Here is a 21,230-nt window from a genome sequence, read left to right as displayed (position 1 = left end):
GGGGCCTCGCCGATCGGGCCTCTCGGCGAGCGCGGCCCTCGCCGAGCCGGGCCCCTCGCCGAGCGGGCTCCTGGCCGGGGGGGGGAGGGCCGCGCCCTGCTCGGCCGTCACCCCCGGGGCGGGGTCCAGTCCGGGCGGCGGCCGCTCAGGGCGACGACGCGGTCCAGCAGCGGGGTGTCGTCCGATACGGGCACGGCCGGGCCGAACATCCCACCGCGTTCGGGGTCCTCGGCGGCGGGGGCGAGCAGCGCGTACGACACCCCGAGGCTCGCGGTGTCGGGGGCGTAGGGCTGGCCGGTGGCGCGGGCGAGGTCCCAGCCGTGCAGGATCAGTTCGTTGAGCGCGATCCTCCCGGCGAGGGCGGCGGGCAGGGCGAGGCCACCGGCCTGTGTCTCACCCTCCCAGGCGTCCGGGCGGTGCCAGGCGGCGGCCAGCGCGTCGAGGTTGGCGGCCAGTTCGTCGCGCCATCCGGGGGCGATGTCGGGCAGGACACTCCCCGGCGGGGTCGCGGTCGCGGGGCCCGTCTCCTTGGCCGCCGCGTCCCGGAAAGCCGAGGTCAGGCCGGTGAGATGCCCCAGCAGGTTCCGTACCGCGTACTCCGTGCACGGGGTGGGCGCCGCCAGCTGGTCGTCCCGGGTGCGGGCGGCGAGGTGGGCGATCAGCGCGGTCTGCGCACCGAAGTCGATGGTCTCCGTCATGTGCGGGCCTTCCTTCCGTCATCACCGGCACCGGCCGACACCACCGGCCCGGCCCTCAGTGAAGCGGCCACGCGCCCCGCACCCCGGCCGCCACACCGGGACGGTCACCGGGGAGACGGCGCCCAGCCGGATACGGGCACCCTTTCCGGCTTTCCGGCTACCGGCAGGCGCGGCCCCGCCTCACCGGTCCCCGCTCCCGGCCACCGCCTGCCCTCCGGCGCCCACCCGACTCTTGACCGTCCCTCCCCGCACGCGCTCTCCGGTGCCCACCCGGCTATCGCCCAGAGCCCAGCCACCTGCCGCCCAGAGCGACCTGCCGCCCAGCGACCTGGAACCCGGCGCCCCGGAACCCGTCACCCCGGCGGCAGACCCCGCACCTCACCCGTACCGTTCCCTGAGCACGTTCTTCAGGACCTTCGCCAGGGGGCCGCCCCGGGGCAGGGCGTCGGTGATCTCCAGCTGTTCCGGGAGTTTCTGGGTCATCAGGCCGGCCGCGCGCAGGTGGGTGGTGAGCGCGGCCAGGGTGGGCGGCGGGGCCGTGGGGGTGGTGAGGGTGACGACGGCGCAGACCCGTTCGCCGCGTGTCCGGTCGGGGAGCCCGATCACCGCCGCTTCGGCGACGCCCGGGTAGGTCAGGACCAGTTCCTCGATCTCCTGCGCCGAGATGTTCTCGCCCTTGCGGATGATGATGTCCTTGAGCCGCCCGGTGAGGACGAGATGCCCGTCGGGCCGCAGATACCCCAGGTCACCGGTGCGGAAGTAGCCGTCCGCGTCGAACGCGGCGGCGGTCAGCGCGGGATCGGTGTACCGCCGGAAGACCATCGGCCCCTTGACCGTCACCTCACCGCTCTCCCCGGTCGCGGCCTCGGAGCCGTCCGGCCGGACGATCCGCAGGGCCGCGCCCGTGACGGGCCGCCCGGCCGTCCGGGCCAGCTGTTCGTCCGTGTCGTACGGCGTGCCCATCGTGATCATGGGGCATTCCGTCATGCCGTAGCCGTGCACCAGCGCGCAGCCCAGTTCCGCGACGGTCTCGGCGTACAGCTCGGGCGGCAGCGGCGCCCCGCCGCCGGAGAGCAGCCGCAGCGACGGCAGGAGCCGTCCGGCGCCGGGCGACTCCTCCCGGTGCCGCCGCGAAGCATCGAGAAATGCCTGGTAGAACGCGGTGCTGCCACCCGCCATGGTGACGCCGTACCGCCGGTGGACGGCCGCCGCCTCCGCCGGCCGGAAGGTCTCCAGCACGACGGCGGGAAAGCCGCCGGCCAGCATCGCGACGAGGTAGTCCGGCCCGGCGATATGGGCGTACGGGAATGCGATCGAGCCGACGTCGTCCGCGGTCATGCCCAGCGCCGTGGCCAGCCCGAACCCTCCGGCGATCAGCGTCGCGTCGGTGTGCTCGACGCCCTTGGGGGCGGCGGTCGTGCCGGACGTGTAGTAGATCCAGGTCGTCACCGCCGGGACGCCCGGGAGCGGCGCCGCCGGAGGCGGGGGCAGCACCCCGGGATCACCGGTCGGCAGCCCGAACTCCCGTCCGTCACCACCGTCCGGCACGGTGCGTCCCGCACCCTGCCCCCCGGTGCTCTCCCCGGTGCGAGGGCCCTCACGCGGGCCCGCGCCGTTCCCGACCGTCAGCACCTGTACGCCGTCCCCGGCCGCCTTCCGCGCCATCGCCGTGAAGTCGACGTCCCGCCACACCCCGGGGACAAGGACGAATTCGGCGGCCGACTCCGCCAGGATGAAGCCGACCTCACGCTCCCGCAGCAGGTGGAGCACGGGTATCTGCACCGCCCCGAGCCGGGCCAGCGCGAGGGAGACGAGCACCGTCCCGATCCGGGTCGGCAACTGCCAGGCCACGCGCGAACCGGCCCGGACGCCCCGCCCCCACAGCCCGGCGGCGATCCGCAGGGCCGCGTTCCGCGCCTGCGCGAAGCCGACCCGCCGCCCCTCGGCGTCGAAGAACATCGGCGCCCCGGGGGAGGCCCTCGTGCGGTACTCGACCAGTTCCCAGAGCGTCTGCACCCGACCGGGCTCGAACACGGCGCCTCCTGACCACGAGGGAGCGGTGCGGGCCGCCAGAGTAGAACTGATGCTCCGTCAGGTCCAGGTCGGGGTCCCCGGTACGCGCCCCGGACCCGGCCCCGGAAGCGCCCGCGGCCGGCACCCGCAGGACCCTTACGGGTGCGGGGCCGGCCGCCGGGTGGTGCCGTACGGGTGCGCCCCTACGGGACGAGCGGGATGTGGCTGTCGCTCGTGGTGACGGTGCCGGGCGTGACCGGGATGTGGCTGTCGCTCGCGGAGACCCCACCGGGGGCGAACGGGATGTGACTGTCCGCCGGGGTGAACGGTATGTGGCTGTCGCCGGTGGTGGTGGGGGGCGACGGGATGTGGCTGTCGGCCAGGGCGGGGGAGGCCGCGATGCCGAGGGCGGAGACGCCGAGGGCGGCCGTGACCAGGGTGCGCGTGATGCGGTTCATGCCAGCTCCAAAAGGTGGGGTATGCGTAAGGGGGCGTTCCCTTGTGTGAACCGTGCCTGACCAGACGACGGTAGCCTCTTGTCAGCCAGATGTTCGAGCAAATCACGGGAAGTTGCCCAAAAAACACGCGAGTTGAAGCCTTCTTGGAAGAGCGGAAGCCCCCTCCGTAGCCCCGTCCGGCCGCCGCCATGAACGTTGCAACCGCATCGCCGCCACTGCCGGGAGACGACAACCGCTCGCCTCCGCACCGCTTTTCGGGCAGGTCCGGCAGGCACCGTGCCCCCATCCGCCCGCTGCGCCGCGCCACCTTCCGCACACCGGTGGACACGCGGCCGAGCGCGGTCTCACGAAGAGCGCCGGTTACCGGGACCGAGCCGCAGCACCGTGGTCTCACGACCGGCCCGGCCTCACGAACGGCTCGTTTCCTGACCGGTTCGGTTCCCTGCCCGCCCCGGCCGCCCGGATCGGCTCGCCTTCACGTCCCGGCCCCCGGCCCGGCCGCACCGGTTGTACTGTCCAGGCACCCCCGCCCCCCGTAAGGGCCGGGCCTCCACCCCGTAAGGGCCGCACGCACACCCGTAAGGGTCACATCTGCACCTGCACACGGATCGTGTGCGGGAGGCGTGCCGGGCGGCCCGCCCCCGTAAGGGTTCGGGCACGGGTACGGCCGGTTTCGATGGCTCCCCTGATTACGTCATCGAAACCGGCCGCCACGATCCCCCGATCGTGCCCGGCGCACGGTGGCGCCGGGCGCCCGGAACGGTCGGCCCCTCCCCAGGTGCCGCCCGCCCGGACGTCTTTCCCCCTCGGGCCTCACGGGCCCACGGACCTTCCGGCCCACGAGCCCCGGACCCCACGGCCTCGGCCCGGGGGAGCGATCCGTACGGAGCTCCGTACGGGCCGCCCCCCACGGGCGAGCCCTACGGGACACGAGCCGACAGACCCGGGCCCCGCCCCCCTCTTGCCACCGCGCCGCCGGTCCTGACGGCGCGGCCTCCCCCCCGTCAGCGGCAGCCGGGCCATCCCCCGGCCTGGCCGCCACCGACGTCCCGGGCCCTCCCCAGAGCCCGGCCCCCCCGGGCCGTTCCACCGGTGCCCCGATCCCCCCGGGGCCCGCGGAACGGACCATCCTCCCTGGTGCCGGTACGTCGGCACATACCCCCGGTCTTCCCCCGTCCGGGAGTACACCGTGCCGCCGTACCTGTGGCACCCGGGCCGTGTCCCCTACGGCACGCCGTGCGGGGACCGGCCCTCGGCGAGCGCGCCGTGGGCGCCGCGTCCGGTGGACGGTACGACGCGGCACCTACGGCGGCTCACCGGGTCTCAGTGCTTCGGCTCGGCGATCGGACGGTTGCTGTCCTTCGTCTCGATGCCGCCGCCGGTCGCGGCCGGACGGTCGGTCGCGGTGGCCGGGTCGATGATCGGACGGTTGCTGTCCCGGGTGTGGACGGTCCCCGCGGCGTCCGCCGGCTGGATGGGACGGTTGCTGTCCATGGGCCGGATGGGACGGTTGCTGTCCATCGGCTGGATCGGACGGTTGCTGTCCATCGGGCGGATCGGACGGTTGCTGTCCATCGGACGGATGGGGCGGTTGCTGTCCATCGGGCGCACGGTGTCGTTGCTGTCTCCGTGCTGCGGATGCTGCGTGGTCATGGTGGCTCAACTCCTGTGCGTGGGCGTTGATGGACCCGCCCGCCCGGCAACTCCCCCGTGGGTCGCCGGACGGGCGGACCAGGGCCGTCACCGCAGTGGTGGGGCCATGGACGCCGAGCCGCTTGCCCCCCGAGGCGGCGGACCGGCACCCATGAGAGTGCCGGTCCGCGATGAACGATCGATAAACGCCTGTGACGGCGCCTTTGACCTGCGGCTATGCGACGATCGCCGGGGAGATCAGCGGCTGCCCGGAGCCGTTCCCCGGCACCGGGTGCGGCACCGCGCCGTCCATGGGCAGGCCCAGCTGCTCATGGATGGAGACGACCTCCTGCCAGCAGACCTTCGCCCGGCCGGTGTGCCCGATCTGGTCGAGGGCGTGCCCCAGGGTGCGCAGGACGTCGGCACGCCAGCGTCCGCCGCCGATGCCGCGCAGCGCGGCCAGCGCCTGCTCGGCGTGGTCGGCGGCGCTGGTCGGGCGGTGCGCGGCGAGATCGACCTCGGCGAGCCGCAGATACGTCATCGCCTCCCAGAACCGCTGGCGGCTGTCTTGGAAGATGGCCAGCGCGGCGACCAGTTGCTCGGTCGCCTCGTCCAGCCGCTCGGCCAGGGTGAGCGCCATGCCCAGGGCGTACATGCCGTTGGCGAGGCGCCGGGTGGCCCCGGCCTCCCGGTAGCGGGCGATGCCCTTCTGGGCGAGGCGGATGGCGCTGTCGATGCGCCCGGTGTCCAGATGGACCCGGGAGAGGTTGCACAGCGCGCTGGCCTCGGACTGCTTGCTGTTGTTCTCCTGGAAGGCGAAGAGCGCCTGGTTGAGATACGCCTCCGCCTCCTCGTGCTGGTGGCGGATGCTGGCGATGATGCCGCGGTCGTTGGGGCCGTTGGACGAGGCGAACGGGTCGCCCGCGGCCAGCCCGAACAGCGTGGCCAGCTTGGCGTGGTCGTCGGCTTCGGTGAGCCGCCCGAACTGTGTGCAGATCGGCGTCAGCGACCAGTGGACCCGACCCGCCGCGTGCTGGTCGTCGGCCTCCAGCGCGGCCTCCAGCAGAACGTGGTTGGCCTGCTCGTACTGGCGGTTGTTGGCACCGGACTCGGCCATGTCCCGGGTGAGGAGCAGCAGGTCGACGGCGCGCCGCAGTCCGGCGGGGCCGGTGTGCTGGAGGGCGCAGGCGATGATGCAGCGGGTCTCGCTGAACAGCCAGGCCAGCGCCTCGGCGCGGTCGGCGAAGTGCAGGCCCGGGTAGTGCGGCGTCTCCATCTGTGTGACGAGGGCGTCGCCGGGCCGCTCCAGGGCGTACATCCGGGCGGCGGTCGCCAGGTAGAAGTCGAGCAGCCGGGAGAGCGCGGCGTCGCGCTCCTCGGGCGGCTGCTCGTCCCGTTCGGCGCAGGAACGCGCGTAGAGCCGGACCAGGTCGTGGAAGCGGTAGCGGCCCGGTGCCGCGGATTCCAGCAGGGAGGTGTCGACGAGGGATTCGAGCAGGTCCTCGGTGGTTTCGAGGTCCATGTCGAGCAGTGCGGCGGCAGCCGCGAGCGACAGGTCGGGGCCGTCGGCGAGGCCCAGCAGCCGGAAGGCGCGGGCCTGCTGCGGCTCCAGTTGGCCGTAGCCCAGCTCGAAGGTGGCCTTGACCGCGAGGTCCCCGGCGCGCAGTTCGTCCAGGCGGCGGCGCTCGTCGGCGAGCTTGCGGGCGAGGAAGGCGACCGTCCAGGTGCGGCGGGCGGCGAGCCGGGAGGCGGCGACGCGGATCGCCAGCGGCAGGAAGCCGCAGGCGCCGACGACGTCCATGGACGCCTCGCGTTCGGCGTTGACGCGCTCCTCGCCGACGATCCGGGTGAAGAGGGTGAACGCCTCCTCCGGGCTCATCACGTCCAGGTCGATGAGTTGCGCCCCGGCGAGGTCGATCATGCGGGTGCGGCTGGTGATCAGCGCGGCGCAGCCCTCGGTGCCGGGCAGCAGCGGACGGATCTGCGCGGCGTCGCGGGCGTTGTCGAGCAGCGCGAGGATGCGGCGTCCGGCGAGCGTGGAACGGTAGAGCGCGGCGCGCTCGTCGAGCCCGTCGGGGATGGACGTCTCCGGGGTGCCCAGGGCGCGCAGGAAGGCGCCGAGTACGGCTTCCGGTTCGGCCGGGGTGCTGCCGGCGCCCTGGAGGTCGACGTAGAGCTGGCCGTCCGGGAAGCGGCTGTGGGCGGCGTGCGCGACGTGCACGGCGAGGGTGGTCTTGCCGACGCCGCCGATCCCGGCCACCGCGGAGACCGCCATGATGTGGCCCTCGGCGCTGGCGAGCTGTTCGCTCAGCTCGGCGACGAAGGTGGCCCGGCCCGTGAAGTCCGGGACGGTCGCGGGCAGTTGCTGGGGGCGCAGCAGCACCGGCTCCCCGCCGCCGGGGGCGGTGCCGGGCGCCGCGGGCAGGTCCAGGTCCGGGTCGGCGCGCAGGATGCGCTGCTGGAGTTCGGAGAGGGAGGCGCGCGGGTCGACGCCCAGCTCCTCGGAGAGCAGGCGGCGGGTGTCGGCGTAGACGGCGAGGGCCTCGGCCTGCCGTCCGCTGCGGTAGAGCGCGAGCATCAGCAGCTCCCGCAGGCGCTCGCGGAGCGGGTGCGCGGCGGTCAGCGAGGTGAGTTCGGAGACCACCTCGGTGTGGTGGCCCAGCTCCATCTCCAGCTCGATACGGGACTCCAGCAGCGAGCGGCGCCATTCGTCGAGGCGGGTGCGCTGGTTCTCGGCGTACGGGCCGGCCAGTCCGGCGAGCGGTTCGCCGTCCCACAGCGCCAGGGCGGCGTCGAGGAGTTCCCGGGCGCGGCAGCGGTCGCCCGCCGCTTTGGCCTTCTCCGCCTCGGTGGCGTACCGCTCGGCGTGGTGGTGGTCGAGGTCGAGCGGCTGCCCGTCGGCGGTGCGGATCGCGTAGCCGCCGGATTCGCTGACGAGGAGGTCGGCGTCGTCCCCGAGGGTTTTGCGGATGCGGGAGGCGTAGGTGCGCAGGGCGGCGAGGGCGGCGTGCGGTGGCTCCTCGCCCCAGAGGGCGTCGACGAGTTCGGCGGCGGTGGCGGTGCGCCCGCCGCGCAGCAGCAGCGTGGCGAGCAGTGCCCGTTGTTGCGGTGATCCCACCGCCAGCTTGTGCTCACCGCGCCACGCCCGCACGGGACCGAGCACGGTGAAGCGCAGTCGCTCCCGCCTCTGTCCCGGACCGTCGTCCATGGTGAACCCCCTGCCCTGCCGTCTCTTCTGTGTGGTGATGGTGTTGTTCCGCTGGGTGCGCAACGGTCAGTCTGCCTTGTTCCGGCGGTTCGCGTCAGTAGGGGGCCGGACCGTCCACAAACCCTCCTCGGCCACCGGAGCCCGTGCCGGGCGGGCGCCCCCGGTGCGGAGCGGGACGCTCCGCCGGATGCGCCGTTCCGTGCGCGGGCGGCGTGCGCCGGACCGCCGTGCGCCCCTGCTCCACCCTCTCTCCGCCTCCGCCCCGCCTCGCCCGGTCTGTGCATGTCCATGCCGCTTCTTCACCGGTTGTTCGCGTGGTGTACGTGACGTCCCGGGAGCGCGGAGTCCGTTGCCTTACGGAACCGGTCCACGCGACCGCATAACGTAACCCGGCGCGGGGTGTGCGCGCACCCGCCGGTGGCGCGGGTCACGCCTCCACGGTTACTGACGATCCGTCAGATCGGCGTTAACGTACCCCTCATGGACACCCACGAGACCCTTCCGCAGATCATCTCGGTGGACGACCACACGGTGGAGCCGCCCCGGGTGTGGCAGGACCGGCTCCCCGCGAAGTACCGCGACACCGGGCCCCGGATCGTGCGCGCGCCCCTGAAGGACATGACCTTCGTCGGCGGGAAGTTCACCCCGAAGATGGGCGCCCCCGGTGACGACGGACCACTCGCCGACTGGTGGGTCTACGAGGACCTGCACCGCCCGCTGACCCGCCTCGACACCGCCGTCGGCTACTCCCGCGACGAGATACGCCTCGAAGGCATCACCTACGAGCAGATGCGCCCCGGGTCGTTCAGCGTCCCCGAGCGGCTGGCCGACATGGACGTCAACCATGTGCAGTCCGCGCTCTGCTTCCCCACCTTCCCGCGCTTTTGCGGGCAGACGTTCACCGAGGCCAAGGATCGTGAACTGGGGCTGCTGGGGGTGCGCGCGTACAACGACTGGATGGTGGAGGAGTGGTGCGGTCCGCTCTCCCGCGGACGGCTGATCCCGCTGACCCTCGTCCCCCTCTGGGACGCGGACCTCGCCGCCGCGGAGGTCCGCCGCAACGCCGCCCGCGGGGTCCGCGCCGTCTGCTTCAGCGAGATCCCGCCGCACCTCGGGCTGCCGAGCATCCACACCGACGCGTGGGATCCGTTCCTGCGCGCCTGCGACGAGACCGGCACGGTCATCGCCATGCACATCGGCTCCTCCTCGAAGATGCCGTCCACCTCCGCCGACGCCCCGCCCGCCGTCGGCTCCACCATCACCTTCGCCAACTGCTGCTTTTCGATGGTCGACTGGCTGATGAGCGGCAAGTTCGACCGCTTCCCCAACCTCCGGATCATGTACGCCGAGGGCCAGATCGGCTGGATCCCGTACATCCTCGAACGCGCCGACCTCGTCTGGCAGGAGAACCGCGCCTGGGGCGGCGTCGCCGACAAGGTCCTCCGCCCGCCCTCCGAACTCTTCGCCGACCACGTCCACGGCTGCTTCTTCGACGACGCCTTCGGCCTGCGCAACCTCGACGCCATCGGCGTCGGCAACGTCCTCTACGAGACCGACTACCCGCACTCCGACTCGACCTGGCCCCGCTCCCGTCAGGTCGCCGAGGAACAGATGGGCCACCTGCCGGGCGAGGTGATCGAACGGCTCGTACGGGGGAACGCCATCGAACTGCTGGGACTGACGGGGGAGGGGCTGTGGGGGCCGTCGGTGCCCAGGGGGTGAGGGGGCGGCGGGTGTCGGCGGAGCGTCCGCCGTGGCCCTCGCCGGTCATCCGATCGTCCTCTCGTAGCGGAGTCGCTGGCGCTCCGGGGGCATCACCATGCGGTCGACCTGGAACGGGTGGCCCCCGTCATCGAGGGTCACCCGGGTGAGGTGGAGTACGGGGGTGTCCGGGGCGAGGTCCAGGGTGGTGCGTTCGTCGGGGGTGGGCATGCGGGCGGTGATGTCCTCGCGGACGCGGGCGGCGGTGTGGCCCAGGTCGGCGAGGAGGGTGAGCGCGCCGCCGGGGATCTTGGCGGTGGCCGCGAGGCGGGTGCCGCGGGCGATCGAGGTCGGGTAGTAGGAGTCGGTCAGCTCGCAGGGGACGTCGTCGAGGTACATGATCCGGCGCCGTACGACGACCTCCTCGCCCGGGGCGAGGCCCAGCGGTTCGGCGATTTCCGGTGGTGCCGGGACCTCGCCGGCGTGGACGATCCGCTGCCGTCCGCGGCGGCCGGCGGCGGCGGTCTCGGCGGTCCACGGGTCGGGGGTGCCCTGCTCGCGAGGGGTGAGGTAGGGCGTGGAGGTGCTGGTCCAGGTGCCGGTGTCCATGGCGTACTCCTGAGCGGGGGTGGTCGCCGGTCGCGGGCACAGCGTAGGGCGCGTTCGCGGGGTGGTGTCCGGGGCGGGGCGTCCGGTGGGCGGGGCGCCGCCGGGCGGTGGCGCGGGCCTCCCGGGTGGACGGCCCGGATTCCGTTCGCGTCCGCCCCTCTTCGCCCGGTGGTGGGCCCCGTGCCCCTGTCCGGCCCGTCCGGCCCCTTGCCCGGTGCGGGCTCAGCGCTCACCATTGCCGCACATCTAGATATGACGAGTCGTCAGATTTGAGGTGCGGGATGGTGCGGGTGCTGCCCGGGGGGCGGTTGGCGTACGGGATGCAGTTGCCGGTGCAGGCGCAGAGCGGGGTGTTCGCGGAGGGGTGGGAGGCCGGGGCGGGGCCGGCGGAGCTGGTGGCGGTGGCGCGGGCGGCGGACGCGTACGGGTTCGCGTACGTGGCCTGCTGTGAGCATGTGGCGATCCCGCGGCGGCTGGCGGGGGCGATGGGGACGGTCTGGTACGACCCGGTGGCGACGTTGGCGCATCTGGCGGCGGTCACCGAGCGGGTGCGGCTGCTGAGTCATGTGGCGGTGGTCGGGCTGCGGCATCCGCTGCTGTCGGCGAAGCAGTTCGCGACGCTGGACCGGTTGTCGGGCGGGCGACTGATCATCGGGGTGGGGGCCGGGCACGTCCAGGAGGAGTTCGAGGCGCTCGGTGTGGACTTCGCGCGGCGCGGGGCGGTGCTGGACGAGACGGTGGACGCGCTGAAGGCGGCGCTGGGGCCCGAGGAGTTCGCGGCGTTCGAGGGGGAGCGGTTCGCGTTCTCCGGGCTGGGGCAGGCGCCGCGCCCGGTGCAGACGCCGCGGCCACCGATATGGGTGGGCGGCTCCTCGCCCGCGGCGGTGCGGCGGGCCGCGGAACGGGGGGACGGATGGCTTCCGCAGGGCGATCGGCGACAGCAACTCCGGGAGAAAATAGGGGTGTTGAAGGGTTTGCGGGAGGCCGCCGGGGTGGTGGAGCCCGCGGAGATCGGGGCCATCGCCGAGCCGCTGTACGTCGGCGAGCCCGGGTGGGACGTCGGGCGCCGGACGCTGAGCGGGACGCCCGAACGGATCGCCGCGTCGCTGCGGGAGTACCGGGAGATGGGCGTCGATCAGATCCAGGTGCGGTTCCGGTGCCGGGGTCCGGAGGAGCTGACGGAGCAGATGGCGGCGTTCGGCACGGAGGTCGCGCCGTTGCTGGAGGGGTGAGGCGGGGGCGCTCCGCGTGGGTGGTCCCTCGCGGGGGGATGTCGGGCGGGCGCGCGGCGGGCGGGCCGCGGAGCCGTACGGGACCGGGCGGCGGGCCGCACGTCGGACCACGTGGCGCCCGGTCCCGGTCCGCTCCGGGCGCCGGGCCGCGTCAGGCCCCGCCCCGGCCGGACCCCGGCTCGCCCCGGGTCTCGCCTCGTACACCGCACCAGGCGCCACGCCGCCCTGGGTCACCTCGGGCCCGCCCCGCCAGGAGACCGGCCGCCCCGGCGGCACCCCGCAGGCGCACCAGGCGCCGGAGCGGCGCCCCGTACACCGCACCACTCACCGGATCACTCACCGAATCATCCACGAATCCACGTCAGGAGAGCGGTATGGGCAAGTTGGACGGGCGGGTCGTCGTCATCACGGGGGCGGCGCGGGGGCAGGGGGAGCAGGAGGCCCGGCTGTTCGTGGCCGAGGGGGCGCGGGTGGTGATCGGGGATGTGCTGGATGAGCAGGGGGCGGCGCTCGCGGCGGAGTTGGGGGAGGACGTCGCGCGGTTCGTGCGGCTGGACGTGACGCGGGAGGAGGACTGGGCGGCGGCCGTCTCGGTGGCGAAGGACGCCTTCGGGAAGATCGACGGGCTGGTGGCCAACGCCGGCATCCTGCGGTTCAACGAGCTGACCGCCACGCCGCTGGCCGAGTTCATGCAGGTCGTGCAGGTCAATCAGGTGGGCTGTTTCCTCGGCATCCGTACCGTCGCGCCGGAGATCGCGGCGGCGGGCGGCGGCACCATCGTCAACACCGCCTCGTACACCGGCGTGACCGGCATGGCGTACGTCGGCGCCTACGCGGCGAGCAAGCACGCGGTGCTGGGGCTGACCCGGGTGGCCGCGCTGGAGCTGGCGGCCAAGGGGATACGGGTGAACGCGGTGTGCCCGGGGGCGGTGGACACCGCGATGACGAACCCGGCGGCGCTCGACCCGGACGCCGACCCGGAGGCGTCGGCGCGGGCGGTGGACGGGCTGTACCGCAAGCTCGTGCCGATGGGGCGGATCGGGCGGCCGGAGGAGGTGGCCCGGGTGGCGCTCTTCCTGACCTGCGACGACTCCTCGTACATCACCGGGCAGCCGTTCGTCGTGGACGGGGGCTGGCTGGCGGGCGTCGGCCTCGGCTGAGCAGGGCCGGGGCCGCGCCCGGGAGCATTACCTGACGGACCATCAGCTATTGACGCCTGGCGGTGCCGGTGGAACAGTCTGCGCAGGCTTTCAGATCTGACGGTACGTCAGAAAAAGTCTCCCGCACGGCCCGTCACCCAGCGGCGTCCTCGCGAAGCGGCGTCGGAAGAGACGTAAGGACGGTGAACCCCCGTGGAATTCGGGATCTTCGTACAGGGCTACGTCCCCGCCGCGCGCGCCGCGGCCGACCCCGAGGCCGAGCACCACGCGCTGATCGAGGAGACGGAGTACGTCATCCAGGCGGACCGCTCCGGCTTCAAATACGCCTGGGCCTCCGAACACCACTTCCTGGAGGAGTACTCCCACCTCTCCGCCAACGACGTCTTCCTCGGCTACCTCGCCCACGCCACGGAACGCATCCACCTCGGCTCGGGGATCTTCAACCCCCTCGCGCCCGTCAACCACCCGGTGAAGGTCGCCGAGAAGGTCGCCATGCTCGACCACCTCTCCGGCGGACGCTTCGAATTCGGCTCCGGACGCGGCGCGGGCAGCCACGAGATCCTCGGCTTCATACCGGGCGTCACCGACATGAACCACACCAAGGAGCTGTGGGAGGAGACCATCGCGGAATTCCCCAAGATGTGGCTCCAGGACGAGTACGAGGGCTTCCAGGGCAAACACTGGCAACTCCCGCCCCGCAAGGTCCTCCCCAAACCGTACGGCCCCTCCCACCCCGCCATGTGGTACGCCGCCGGCTCCCCCTCCTCGTACGCGATGGCCGGACGCAAGGGCCTCGGCGTCCTCGGCTTCAGCGTGCAGAAGGTCGCCGACATGGAGTGGGTCGTCGACTCGTACAAGAACGCCGTCAAGGACGCCGAACCCGTCGGGGACTTCGTCAACGACAACGTCATGGTGACCTCGACCGCGATCTGCGCCGAGACCCACGCCAAGGCGGTGGAGATCGCCGTCGGCGGCGGGCTCAACTACCTCCAGTCGCTGCTCTTCCGCTACCACGACACCTTCCCGCGGCCCGACGGCATCCCCGCCTGGCCCGCGCTCCTGCCCGACTACACCGAGGAACTGATCGAGTTGCTGATCGCCGAGGAGCTGATGATCTGCGGCGACCCGGACGAGGTCCTCGCCCAGTGCCGCCGCTGGGAGGCGGCCGGCGCCGACCAGCTCTCCTTCGGCCTGCCCATCGGCATCAGCCGCCAGGACACCCTCACCACGATCGAACTCATCGGTGAGCACGTCATCCCGCAGATCGACACGGACCCGGTGCACCGGACGACGCGCTTCCGGCAGGCGGGCGGGGCCTGACGGAACCGGCCGGGGCGGGCGGCGGCCGAACGGGACCGCCCGCCGCCCGCCCCGGCCCCCCGCCGGCCCGCCCGCAGACGAGAAGGGAACCCGCCATGCTCGACCACCTCATCCAGGGCGCCACCGTCGTGGACGGCACCGGCGCACCCCGCCACCTCGCCGACGTCGGCCTCACCGGCGGCCGCATCACCACCGTCGCCCCACCGGGCACCGTCACCGAACCCGCCCGCACCACCGAGGACGCCACCGGACTCGTCCTCACCCCCGGCTTCGTCGACCCGCACACCCACTACGACGCGCAGCTCTTCTGGGACCCGTACGCCACCCCGTCCCTCAACCACGGCGTCACCACCGTCGCCGGCGGCAACTGCGGCTTCACCCTCGCGCCCCTCAACCCCGACCGGCCCGGCGACGCCGACTACACCCGCCGCATGATGAGCAAGGTCGAAGGCATGTCCCTCGTCGCCCTCGAAGAAGGCGCACCCTGGGACTGGCACAGCTTCGGCGACTACCTCGACGCCCTCGAAGGCCGCACCGCCGTCAACGCCGGCTTCATGGTCGGCCACTGCGCCCTGCGCCGCCACGTCATGGGACCCGACGCCATCGGCGGCCGCGCCACCCCCGCCCAGCTCGACGCCATGACCGCCCTCCTCCACGACGCCATGGACGCCGGCGCCTGGGGCCTGTCCACCACCCGGTCCTCGACCCACTCCGACGGCGACGGCGCCCCCGTCGCCTCCCGCCACGCCGACCACACCGAACTCCTCGCCCTCTCCCGCGCCGTCGGCGACCACGAGGGCACCCAGCTCGAAGCCATCGTCTCCGGCTGCCTCGACCGCTTCGACGACGACGAGATCGACCTCCTCGTCGCCATGACCGCCGCCGCCGGACGCCCCCTGAACTGGAACGTCCTCACCATCGACGCCGCCGTCCCCGACCGCGTCCCCCGCCAGCTCCTGCCCAGCGCCCGCGCCCGCGCCGCCGGCGGCCGGATCGTCGCCCTCACCATGCCGATCCTCACCCCCATGAACATGTCCCTCGGCACCTTCTGCGCCCTCAACCTCATCCCCGGCTGGGGCGACGTCCTCGGCCTGCCCCGCCCCGAACGCCTCGCGAAACTCCGCGACCCCGACGTCCGCACCACCCTGCTGCGCCACGCCCGCAGCGAGGAGGCCGGCGTCTTCCGCCGCCTCACCGACTTCGACCGCTACGTCATCGGCGACACCTACTCCGCCGCCAACGACGGACTCAGCGGCCGCGTCGTGAGCGACATCGCCGCCGAACGCGGCCAGGACCCCTTCCACTGCCTCGTCGAGATCTGCGCCCACGACGACCTGCGCACCGTCCTGTGGCCGATGCCCACCGACAACGACCCCGCCAGCTGGGCCCTGCGCCGCGAGACCTGGGGCCACGAGGACGTCCTCCTCGGCGGCTCCGACGCCGGCGCCCACCTCGACCGGATGTGCGGCGCCCCCTACACCACCCGTTTCCTCGGCGACTGCCTGCGGGGCCGGAAACTCGTCGGCCTGGAGGAAGCCGTCCGGATGCTCACCGACGACCCGGCCCGCCTCTTCGGGCTGCGCGGACGCGGCCGCATCGCCGAGGGCCACCACGCCGACCTCGTCCTCCTCGACCCGGAGACCATCGACGCCGGGCCCGCCACCCTCGTCCACGACCTGCCCGGCGACAGCCCCCGCCTCGACTCGAAGGCCCGGGGCATCGTCAGCGTCCGCGTCAACGGCGTCGAGACGATCCGCGAGGACACCGTCACCGGCGCCGTCCCCGGCACCGTCCTGCGCTCCGGCCGCCACACCGCCACGGTGAGCACCCGGTGAGCGCCGGAACGGCCCCGGCGGACCCGAGCTTCGACCCGGACCGCGCCGAACGGCTCCTCATCGGCGGCGAGTGGACCGAGCCCGACGGCGGCCACCACGACGTCATCGACCCGGCCACCGAGGAGAGGGTCGGCCGGGCCCCCGAGGCGTCCACCGCGCAGGTCCGCGCCGCCACCGAGGCCGCCCGCGAAGCCTTCGGCCCCTGGTCGGCGACCACCCCCGAACTCCGCGCCCGCGTCCTCGACCACACCGCCCGGCTGCTGCGCGAACGCCTCGTCCCGTACGCGGACCTCGCCCAGCGGGAGAGCGGCGCCACCACCGCCACCGCCCGCGGCATGCAGGTCGGCGTGGCCGCGGCACGGTTCGCGCGGTACGCCCGCGGCGCCCTGGAACCGGTCGAGACCCCGCTGCCGCCGCAGGTCAACCCGGCCGGCCCGATGGGGAGGGCCGCCGTCATCGGCGCGTACGCGGCCCGCCGCCCGGTCGGCGTCGTCGCCTGCGTCACCTCGTACAACAACCCCTGGGCCAACCCCGCGGGCAAGATCGCCCCGGCGCTGGCCATGGGCAACACCGTCGTCGTCAAACCCGCCCCGCAGGACCCGCTCTCCGTCTACCGCATGGCCGAGGCGCTCCAGGAGGCGCTGGACGAGGCGGGTGCGCCGCCCGGGGTGGTCAACGTCGTCTCCGGCACCTCCCCGGAGGTCGGCGCCGCGGCCGTCGCGGCACCCGGGACCGACATGGTCAGCTTCACCGGCTCCACCGCCGTCGGCCGGGCCATCGCCGGGGAGTGCGGCCGCGGGATGAAACGCCAGCTCATGGAGTTGGGCGGCAAGGGCGCCGCGCTGGTCTTCGACGACCTCGACGACGCCGGGCTGGACGCCGCCGTCGCCGGTATCGGCACCACTTTCTCCTTCTACAGCGGCCAGATCTGCACCGCCCCGACCCGCGTCCTCGTCCAGCGTCCCCTGCACGACCGGCTGGTGGACCGCCTCGCCCGCTACGCGTCCCGGCTTCCCGTCGGCGACCCGCGGGCCCGCGGCACCGTCGTCGGTCCGGTCATCTCCGCCGCCCACCGCGCCCGCGTCGAGTCCTACCTCGACCTGGGCCGCGCCGAGGGCGCCCAGCTGGTCACCGGAGGGGCGCGCCCGGACGGCCCGGACACGGCGCGCGGTTTCTACGTCGCGCCCGCCCTCTTCACCGGCTGCACGCCCGGTATGCGGATCGTGCGGGAGGAGATCTTCGGCCCGGTCGTGGTGGTGCTGCCCTTCGACGACGAGGACGAGGCCGTCGCGCTCGCCGACGACAGCGACTACGGGCTGCTGGACTACGTCTGGTCCGGCGATGCGGCGCGGGCGTTCCGGGTGGCGGCGCGGCTGCGGGCCGGCGGGGTCGGGATCAACACCGTGGGCCGCAACATGGAGGCCCCGTTCGGCGGCTTCAAACAGAGCGGCGTCGGCCGCGACGTCGGCTCGTACGCGCTGCACGCCTACAGCGAGGTGCAGTCGGTGGTGTGGACGGGATGAGCGCGCGGTGAGGGCGGGGCGAGGGCGGCGCCGGATCGTTCGGGGCGCCCGCCGGGCGGTGTCCGGTGGGCGCCCGCGCGGTGACCGGCGGACGTCCGGAAGTCGGACGGGAAATTTTCGAAACGGGCAAAACGGGCGCGGCTGCGGTTACCGCACGGAGCGTCCGATCGCTTGTGGATCGTGAACTCGAAGGTGCTCGCTGGATTCACCATGCCATTACATGAGTGAAGTGCGGGACATGGTTTCGTAATGAAGGTTTCGTGGGGCGCCCGCTAAGCGGATTTCAGCCCTCCGGATGCGGAAACAGCAGCACTTAACGTCCTGTTCATGGTTCAGGTAGACCCCCGGCCCCAGACCGGAGACACGGTAACGAGCGTCGGCGCCACCGGCGGAGAAGCCCACGACGGCACCCGCGGCAAGGGACTGAGCGGCAACTCCGTCGGCCTGCTCGGCAGCGCCGTCATCGGCGTCTCCACCGTCGCCCCCGTCTACTGCCTCACCTCCACCCTCGGCCCCACCGCCGGCGAGGTGGGCCTGCAGATGCCGGCCGTCTTCCTCGCCGGATTCCTGCCGATGCTGCTCGTCGCCTTCGCCTACCGCGAGCTGAACAAGGCCGTCCCCGACTGCGGCACCTCCTTCACCTGGTCCGTGAAGGCGTTCGGCCCCCGCGTCGGCTGGATGTGCGGCTGGGGCCTGGTGATCGCGACGATCATCGTCCTCTCCAACCTCGCCGGCGTCGCCACCTCGTTCTTCTACCTGCTGCTCGGCGAACTCACCGGCAGCCGGGCCCTCGCCGACCTCGACGGCAACAAAGCCGCCCACATCCTCACCTGCCTCGCCTTCATCGCCGTCGCCACCGCCATCAGCTACCGCGGTATGACCGCCACCAAAGGCGTGCAGTACACCCTCGTCGGCCTCCAACTCGCCGTCCTCGCCGTCTTCGTCGCCATGGCCGTCGTCAAGGCACGCTCCGGCGACTTCGCCGGCTCCCTCCACTTCTCCTGGACCTGGCTGGACCCCTTCGCCGTCCGCTCCTTCTCCGCCTTCACCGCCGGACTCTCCCTCTCGATCTTCATGTTCTGGGGCTGGGACGCCTGCCTCACCGTCAACGAGGAAACCGCCGGCAGCGCCAAGACCCCCGGCCGCGCCGCCCTCCTCGCGATGCTCGTCCTCATCGGCTCCTACCTGCTGACCGCCGTCGCCGCCCAGATGTACTCCGGCGTCGGCGACAAGGGCCCCGGACTCGGCAACCCCCACACCGCCGACAACGTCTTCGCCGCCCTCGCCGACCCCGTCATGGGCACCGCCCTCGGCATCCTGCTGTTCGTCGCCGTCCTCGCCTCGGCCGCCGCCAGCCTCCAGACCACGTTCATCCCCGTGGCCCGCACCGTCCTCGCCATGAGCGCGTACGAAGCGCTGCCGCCGTCCTTCGCCCGCATCCACCCGCGCTTCAGGTCACCGGGCCGCGCCACCGTCGCCGCGGGCATCGCCACCGGCGTCTTCTACGCCGTGATGAGCCTCCTCAGCGAGAACGTCCTCATCGACACCATCTACGCCCTCGGCCTCATGATCTGCTTCTACTACGCGATCACGGCCTTCGCCTGCGCCTGGTACTTCCGCCGCGACCTGCGCACCTCCACCCGCGACCTGTTCTTCAAAGGCGTCTTCCCCGTCCTCGGCGGCATCCTCCTGACCGCCGTCTTCACCAAAACCCTCATCGACATGTGGAACCCGGCCTACGGATCGGGCAGCTCGGTGCTGGGCGTCGGTTCGGTGTTCGTCATCGGCGTGGGACTGCTCCTGCTCGGACTCGTCCTGATGCTGATCATGCAGCGGCGCAGCCCGGGGTTCTTCCGCGGGGAAGTGCTGACCCGGGGGACGCCGGCGTTGGTGGTGGAGGAGTAGGGGGCGGGGGCCCCTCCCCCCTCCCCACCCACCCCCGCGCCACCGCCCCCGAGCCCTCTCCTCCCCAAAGAACACCGGATCGTCCGGTGCCCCGGCCGCGCCGATGGCCGCGGAGAGCCCCCTTACCTCGCGCCGCTCTCCATTCCGCCCCCCCGGCGCCCAGTCTCCGTCATCCGCGCAGACCCGCCACCGGGCCCGCGCCCGGTGCCGCGATCACGCTGTGTGTCGCCGTGTGACAACTGTTCTACGCGGCTGTGACACGGCGGGGAAGGGCTGTGGATAACCCGCGGACGGTGAGGCACCATGCGCTCACCGACACGGTTCACACGGAGGTGCGCGCGGATGCGGATCGCGACCACGATCTTCCTTACCGACGAGACGATCCGGCCCGTCCGCCTGGCCAGAGAGCTGGAGCAGCGCGGCTTCCACGGCCTCTACCTCCCCGAGCACACCCACATCCCGGCGGCCCGCGAGACCCCCGCGCCCATGGGGGGCCCGCTGCCCGACGAGTACGGGCGCTGCCTCGACCCGTTCGTCGCGCTCGGGCAGGCGGCCGCCGTCACCGAGGGGCTGCGGCTGGGCACGGGCATCACGCTCGTCGCCCAGCACGACCCCATCGACCTGGCGAAGCGGATCGCCACCCTCGACTTCCTCTCCGGTGGCCGCTTCACCCTCGGTGTCGGCTTCGGCTGGAACGTCGAGGAGGCCGCCGACCACGGGGTGCGCTGGTCCACCCGCCGTGACCTGGTGCGCGACCGGATGGCCCTGATGCGGGCCCTGTGGTCGCCCGAACCCACCGCGTACGAGGGACGGTTCGGCTCGGTGCGTGCCTCGTACGCCCACCCCAAGCCGGCCGGTGGCGCGCCCCGGGTGTTGCTGGGCGGCGCCGCCGGGCCCCGGCTCTTCTCGGACCTGACGGCCTACGCCGACGGCTGGCTGCCCATCGGTGGTCACGGTCTCGGCGAGACGCTGCCCGCGCTGCGTACGGCGTGGGCGGCCGCCGGGCGCGCCGGTGAGCCCGCCGTGGTGCCGTTCGCGGTCCGCCCCACGCCCGGCAAACTGGCCCACTACCAGGACCTCGGCATCGACGAGGTGGTGCTGCAACTGCCGCCCGCCGACGAGCCGGAGGTGCTCCGGACCCTCGACGACTACGCGCAGTACCTCTGAGGCGCGCCGCCGGCGTCCCCGCGCCCCGGGGCCGTCACCGGCGCGTTCCCGTCCGGCCCCGGCATTTCGGGCCGCCACGGGGCGGACGCGTGACCACGGCACCCCGCCGGATCCCGCCACGCTGCCCCGGGCCCGCCCACCTGCCCCCTACGGGTTTGAAGCCTCCCGGCCTAGGCCCGAAGCCCGATCCGCCCGCCCCGCCGGCCCCCGACCGTGGACCGATCCGCCGCCGCGCGGCCGGGCGTACCGTCGAAGACACGGGGCGCTTCCGTACGGGGCGGGCACGACGGCTCTCCCCCTACGGGCGGCGGCCCCGGCCCGGTAGTCCGCGGCTCCTAGGAGATGACCATGCCGCAGCTCGACCACACGATCGTTCACAGCACCGACCGTTTCGCCTCCGCACGGTTCCTCGCCGAACTGCTCGGCGCCCCCGAGCCCCGCGCGTACGGACCGTTCGCCGCCCTCCCCTTGGACAACGGCGTCGTCCTGGACTTCGCGGAACACGTCGCACCCGACGGGGACTTCGCGCCGACTCACTACGCGTTCCTGGTGACGGAGGACGAGTTCGACGAGATCTTCACCCGGATAAAGGACAAGAATCTTCCCTATTGGGCCGATCCCCGGCACAAGAACCCGCAGAGCATCAATCACCACGACGGCGGCCGCGGCGTCTACATCGACGACCCCGACGGACACGCCCTGGAGTTCATAACGCGTAAGTACTCGGAAGCTCTGCTCACAGGTTTGTAGTGATCTTGTTCCGATGTCG

Annotated in this window: 15 protein-coding genes; 9 read left to right on the top strand and 6 right to left on the bottom strand. The window is 73.0% G+C overall.

From position 1 onward, the window contains the following. Nucleotides 1-107: 107 nt before the first annotated feature. The 5 genes from ACZ4M8_RS21255 to afsR form a co-directional block, all read right to left on the bottom strand. A complete protein-coding gene (locus ACZ4M8_RS21255) occupies nt 108-698 on the bottom strand; it encodes a TIGR03086 family metal-binding protein (RefSeq protein WP_467609596.1) in 591 nt (196 codons plus the stop codon). Nucleotides 699-1,076: 378 nt separating this feature from the next. After that, the gene (locus ACZ4M8_RS21250) at nt 1,077-2,732 is read right to left on the bottom strand and encodes a class I adenylate-forming enzyme family protein (protein WP_467609594.1); all 1,656 of its coding nucleotides are present in this window, start codon (nt 2,730-2,732) and stop codon (nt 1,077-1,079) included. Nucleotides 2,733-2,914: 182 nt separating this feature from the next. Further along, nucleotides 2,915-3,169, bottom strand: coding sequence for a hypothetical protein (locus tag ACZ4M8_RS21245; protein WP_467609592.1), 255 nt, complete (start codon nt 3,167-3,169; stop codon nt 2,915-2,917). Nucleotides 3,170-4,492: 1,323 nt separating this feature from the next. Beyond that, complete coding sequence (locus tag ACZ4M8_RS21240; protein WP_467609590.1) at nt 4,493-4,822, bottom strand: laminin G; 330 nt, start codon at nt 4,820-4,822, stop codon at nt 4,493-4,495. A 214-nt stretch (nt 4,823-5,036) separates the two neighbouring features. Continuing rightward, nucleotides 5,037-8,009, bottom strand: coding sequence for an SARP-family global regulator AfsR (afsR, locus tag ACZ4M8_RS21235; protein WP_467609588.1), 2,973 nt, complete (start codon nt 8,007-8,009; stop codon nt 5,037-5,039). Between the two features lie 480 nt (nt 8,010-8,489). Here afsR and ACZ4M8_RS21230 point away from each other — a divergent pair, with 480 nt between their 5' ends. Then, a complete protein-coding gene (locus tag ACZ4M8_RS21230; protein WP_467609586.1) occupies nt 8,490-9,731 on the top strand; it encodes an amidohydrolase family protein in 1,242 nt (413 codons plus the stop codon). Between the two features lie 45 nt (nt 9,732-9,776). Here ACZ4M8_RS21230 and ACZ4M8_RS21225 read toward each other — a convergent pair whose 3' ends face one another. Then, on the bottom strand, nt 9,777-10,319 hold the full coding sequence (locus ACZ4M8_RS21225) for a GntR family transcriptional regulator (RefSeq protein WP_467609584.1): 543 nt from the start codon (nt 10,317-10,319) through the stop codon (nt 9,777-9,779). Nucleotides 10,320-10,600: 281 nt separating this feature from the next. Between ACZ4M8_RS21225 and ACZ4M8_RS21220 the strand changes: the two genes are divergently transcribed. The 8 genes from ACZ4M8_RS21220 to ACZ4M8_RS21185 all read left to right on the top strand — a co-directional run bounded on the left by ACZ4M8_RS21220 (nt 10,601) and on the right by ACZ4M8_RS21185 (nt 21,211). Further along, nucleotides 10,601-11,551 carry a TIGR03619 family F420-dependent LLM class oxidoreductase gene (locus tag ACZ4M8_RS21220; RefSeq protein WP_467609582.1) on the top strand — a complete coding sequence of 317 codons (951 nt, stop codon included), beginning with the start codon at nt 10,601-10,603 and terminating at the stop codon, nt 11,549-11,551. Nucleotides 11,552-11,925: 374 nt separating this feature from the next. Next, a complete protein-coding gene (locus tag ACZ4M8_RS21215; RefSeq protein ID WP_467609580.1) occupies nt 11,926-12,711 on the top strand; it encodes an SDR family NAD(P)-dependent oxidoreductase in 786 nt (261 codons plus the stop codon). 192 nt (nt 12,712-12,903) lie between these two features. After that, nucleotides 12,904-14,031: an LLM class flavin-dependent oxidoreductase gene (locus tag ACZ4M8_RS21210; protein ID WP_467609578.1), complete on the top strand. Its 1,128-nt coding sequence runs from the start codon at nt 12,904-12,906 to the stop codon at nt 14,029-14,031. Nucleotides 14,032-14,126: 95 nt separating this feature from the next. Next, the gene (locus tag ACZ4M8_RS21205; RefSeq protein ID WP_467609576.1) at nt 14,127-15,866 is read left to right on the top strand and encodes an N-acyl-D-amino-acid deacylase family protein; all 1,740 of its coding nucleotides are present in this window, start codon (nt 14,127-14,129) and stop codon (nt 15,864-15,866) included. After that, nucleotides 15,863-17,389 carry an aldehyde dehydrogenase family protein gene (locus ACZ4M8_RS21200; RefSeq protein ID WP_467609574.1) on the top strand — a complete coding sequence of 509 codons (1,527 nt, stop codon included), beginning with the start codon at nt 15,863-15,865 and terminating at the stop codon, nt 17,387-17,389. The genes ACZ4M8_RS21205 and ACZ4M8_RS21200 overlap by 4 nt, the downstream gene beginning before the upstream one ends. Nucleotides 17,390-17,716: 327 nt before the next feature. Continuing rightward, a complete protein-coding gene (locus ACZ4M8_RS21195; RefSeq protein ID WP_467609572.1) occupies nt 17,717-19,294 on the top strand; it encodes an APC family permease in 1,578 nt (525 codons plus the stop codon). A gap of 342 nt (nt 19,295-19,636) precedes the next feature. Next, on the top strand, nt 19,637-20,461 hold the full coding sequence (locus ACZ4M8_RS21190; protein ID WP_467609570.1) for a TIGR03619 family F420-dependent LLM class oxidoreductase: 825 nt from the start codon (nt 19,637-19,639) through the stop codon (nt 20,459-20,461). A 348-nt stretch (nt 20,462-20,809) separates the two neighbouring features. Further along, nucleotides 20,810-21,211 carry a VOC family protein gene (locus ACZ4M8_RS21185; protein WP_399089468.1) on the top strand — a complete coding sequence of 134 codons (402 nt, stop codon included), beginning with the start codon at nt 20,810-20,812 and terminating at the stop codon, nt 21,209-21,211. Nucleotides 21,212-21,230 lie beyond the last annotated feature (19 nt).

Source organism: Streptomyces sp. NPDC027185 (assembly GCF_055567035.1).
This window is presented reverse-complemented; position numbering and strand designations above follow the sequence as displayed.

Excerpts from the sequence above, each read along its gene's own strand:
- ACZ4M8_RS21255 (WP_467609596.1), bottom strand. The coding sequence starts at position 698 with ATGACGGAGACCATCGACTTCGGTGCGCAGACCGCGCTGATCGCCCAC.
- ACZ4M8_RS21245 (WP_467609592.1), bottom strand. The coding sequence starts at position 3,169 with ATGAACCGCATCACGCGCACCCTGGTCACGGCCGCCCTCGGCGTCTCC.
- ACZ4M8_RS21240 (WP_467609590.1), bottom strand. The coding sequence starts at position 4,822 with ATGACCACGCAGCATCCGCAGCACGGAGACAGCAACGACACCGTGCGC.
- afsR (WP_467609588.1), bottom strand. The coding sequence starts at position 8,009 with ATGGACGACGGTCCGGGACAGAGGCGGGAGCGACTGCGCTTCACCGTG.
- ACZ4M8_RS21230 (WP_467609586.1), top strand. The coding sequence starts at position 8,490 with ATGGACACCCACGAGACCCTTCCGCAGATCATCTCGGTGGACGACCAC.
- ACZ4M8_RS21225 (WP_467609584.1), bottom strand. The coding sequence starts at position 10,319 with ATGGACACCGGCACCTGGACCAGCACCTCCACGCCCTACCTCACCCCT.
- ACZ4M8_RS21220 (WP_467609582.1), top strand. The coding sequence starts at position 10,601 with ATGGTGCGGGTGCTGCCCGGGGGGCGGTTGGCGTACGGGATGCAGTTG.
- ACZ4M8_RS21215 (WP_467609580.1), top strand. The coding sequence starts at position 11,926 with ATGGGCAAGTTGGACGGGCGGGTCGTCGTCATCACGGGGGCGGCGCGG.
- ACZ4M8_RS21205 (WP_467609576.1), top strand. The coding sequence starts at position 14,127 with ATGCTCGACCACCTCATCCAGGGCGCCACCGTCGTGGACGGCACCGGC.
- ACZ4M8_RS21195 (WP_467609572.1), top strand. The coding sequence starts at position 17,717 with ATGGTTCAGGTAGACCCCCGGCCCCAGACCGGAGACACGGTAACGAGC.
- ACZ4M8_RS21190 (WP_467609570.1), top strand. The coding sequence starts at position 19,637 with ATGCGGATCGCGACCACGATCTTCCTTACCGACGAGACGATCCGGCCC.
- ACZ4M8_RS21185 (WP_399089468.1), top strand. The coding sequence starts at position 20,810 with ATGCCGCAGCTCGACCACACGATCGTTCACAGCACCGACCGTTTCGCC.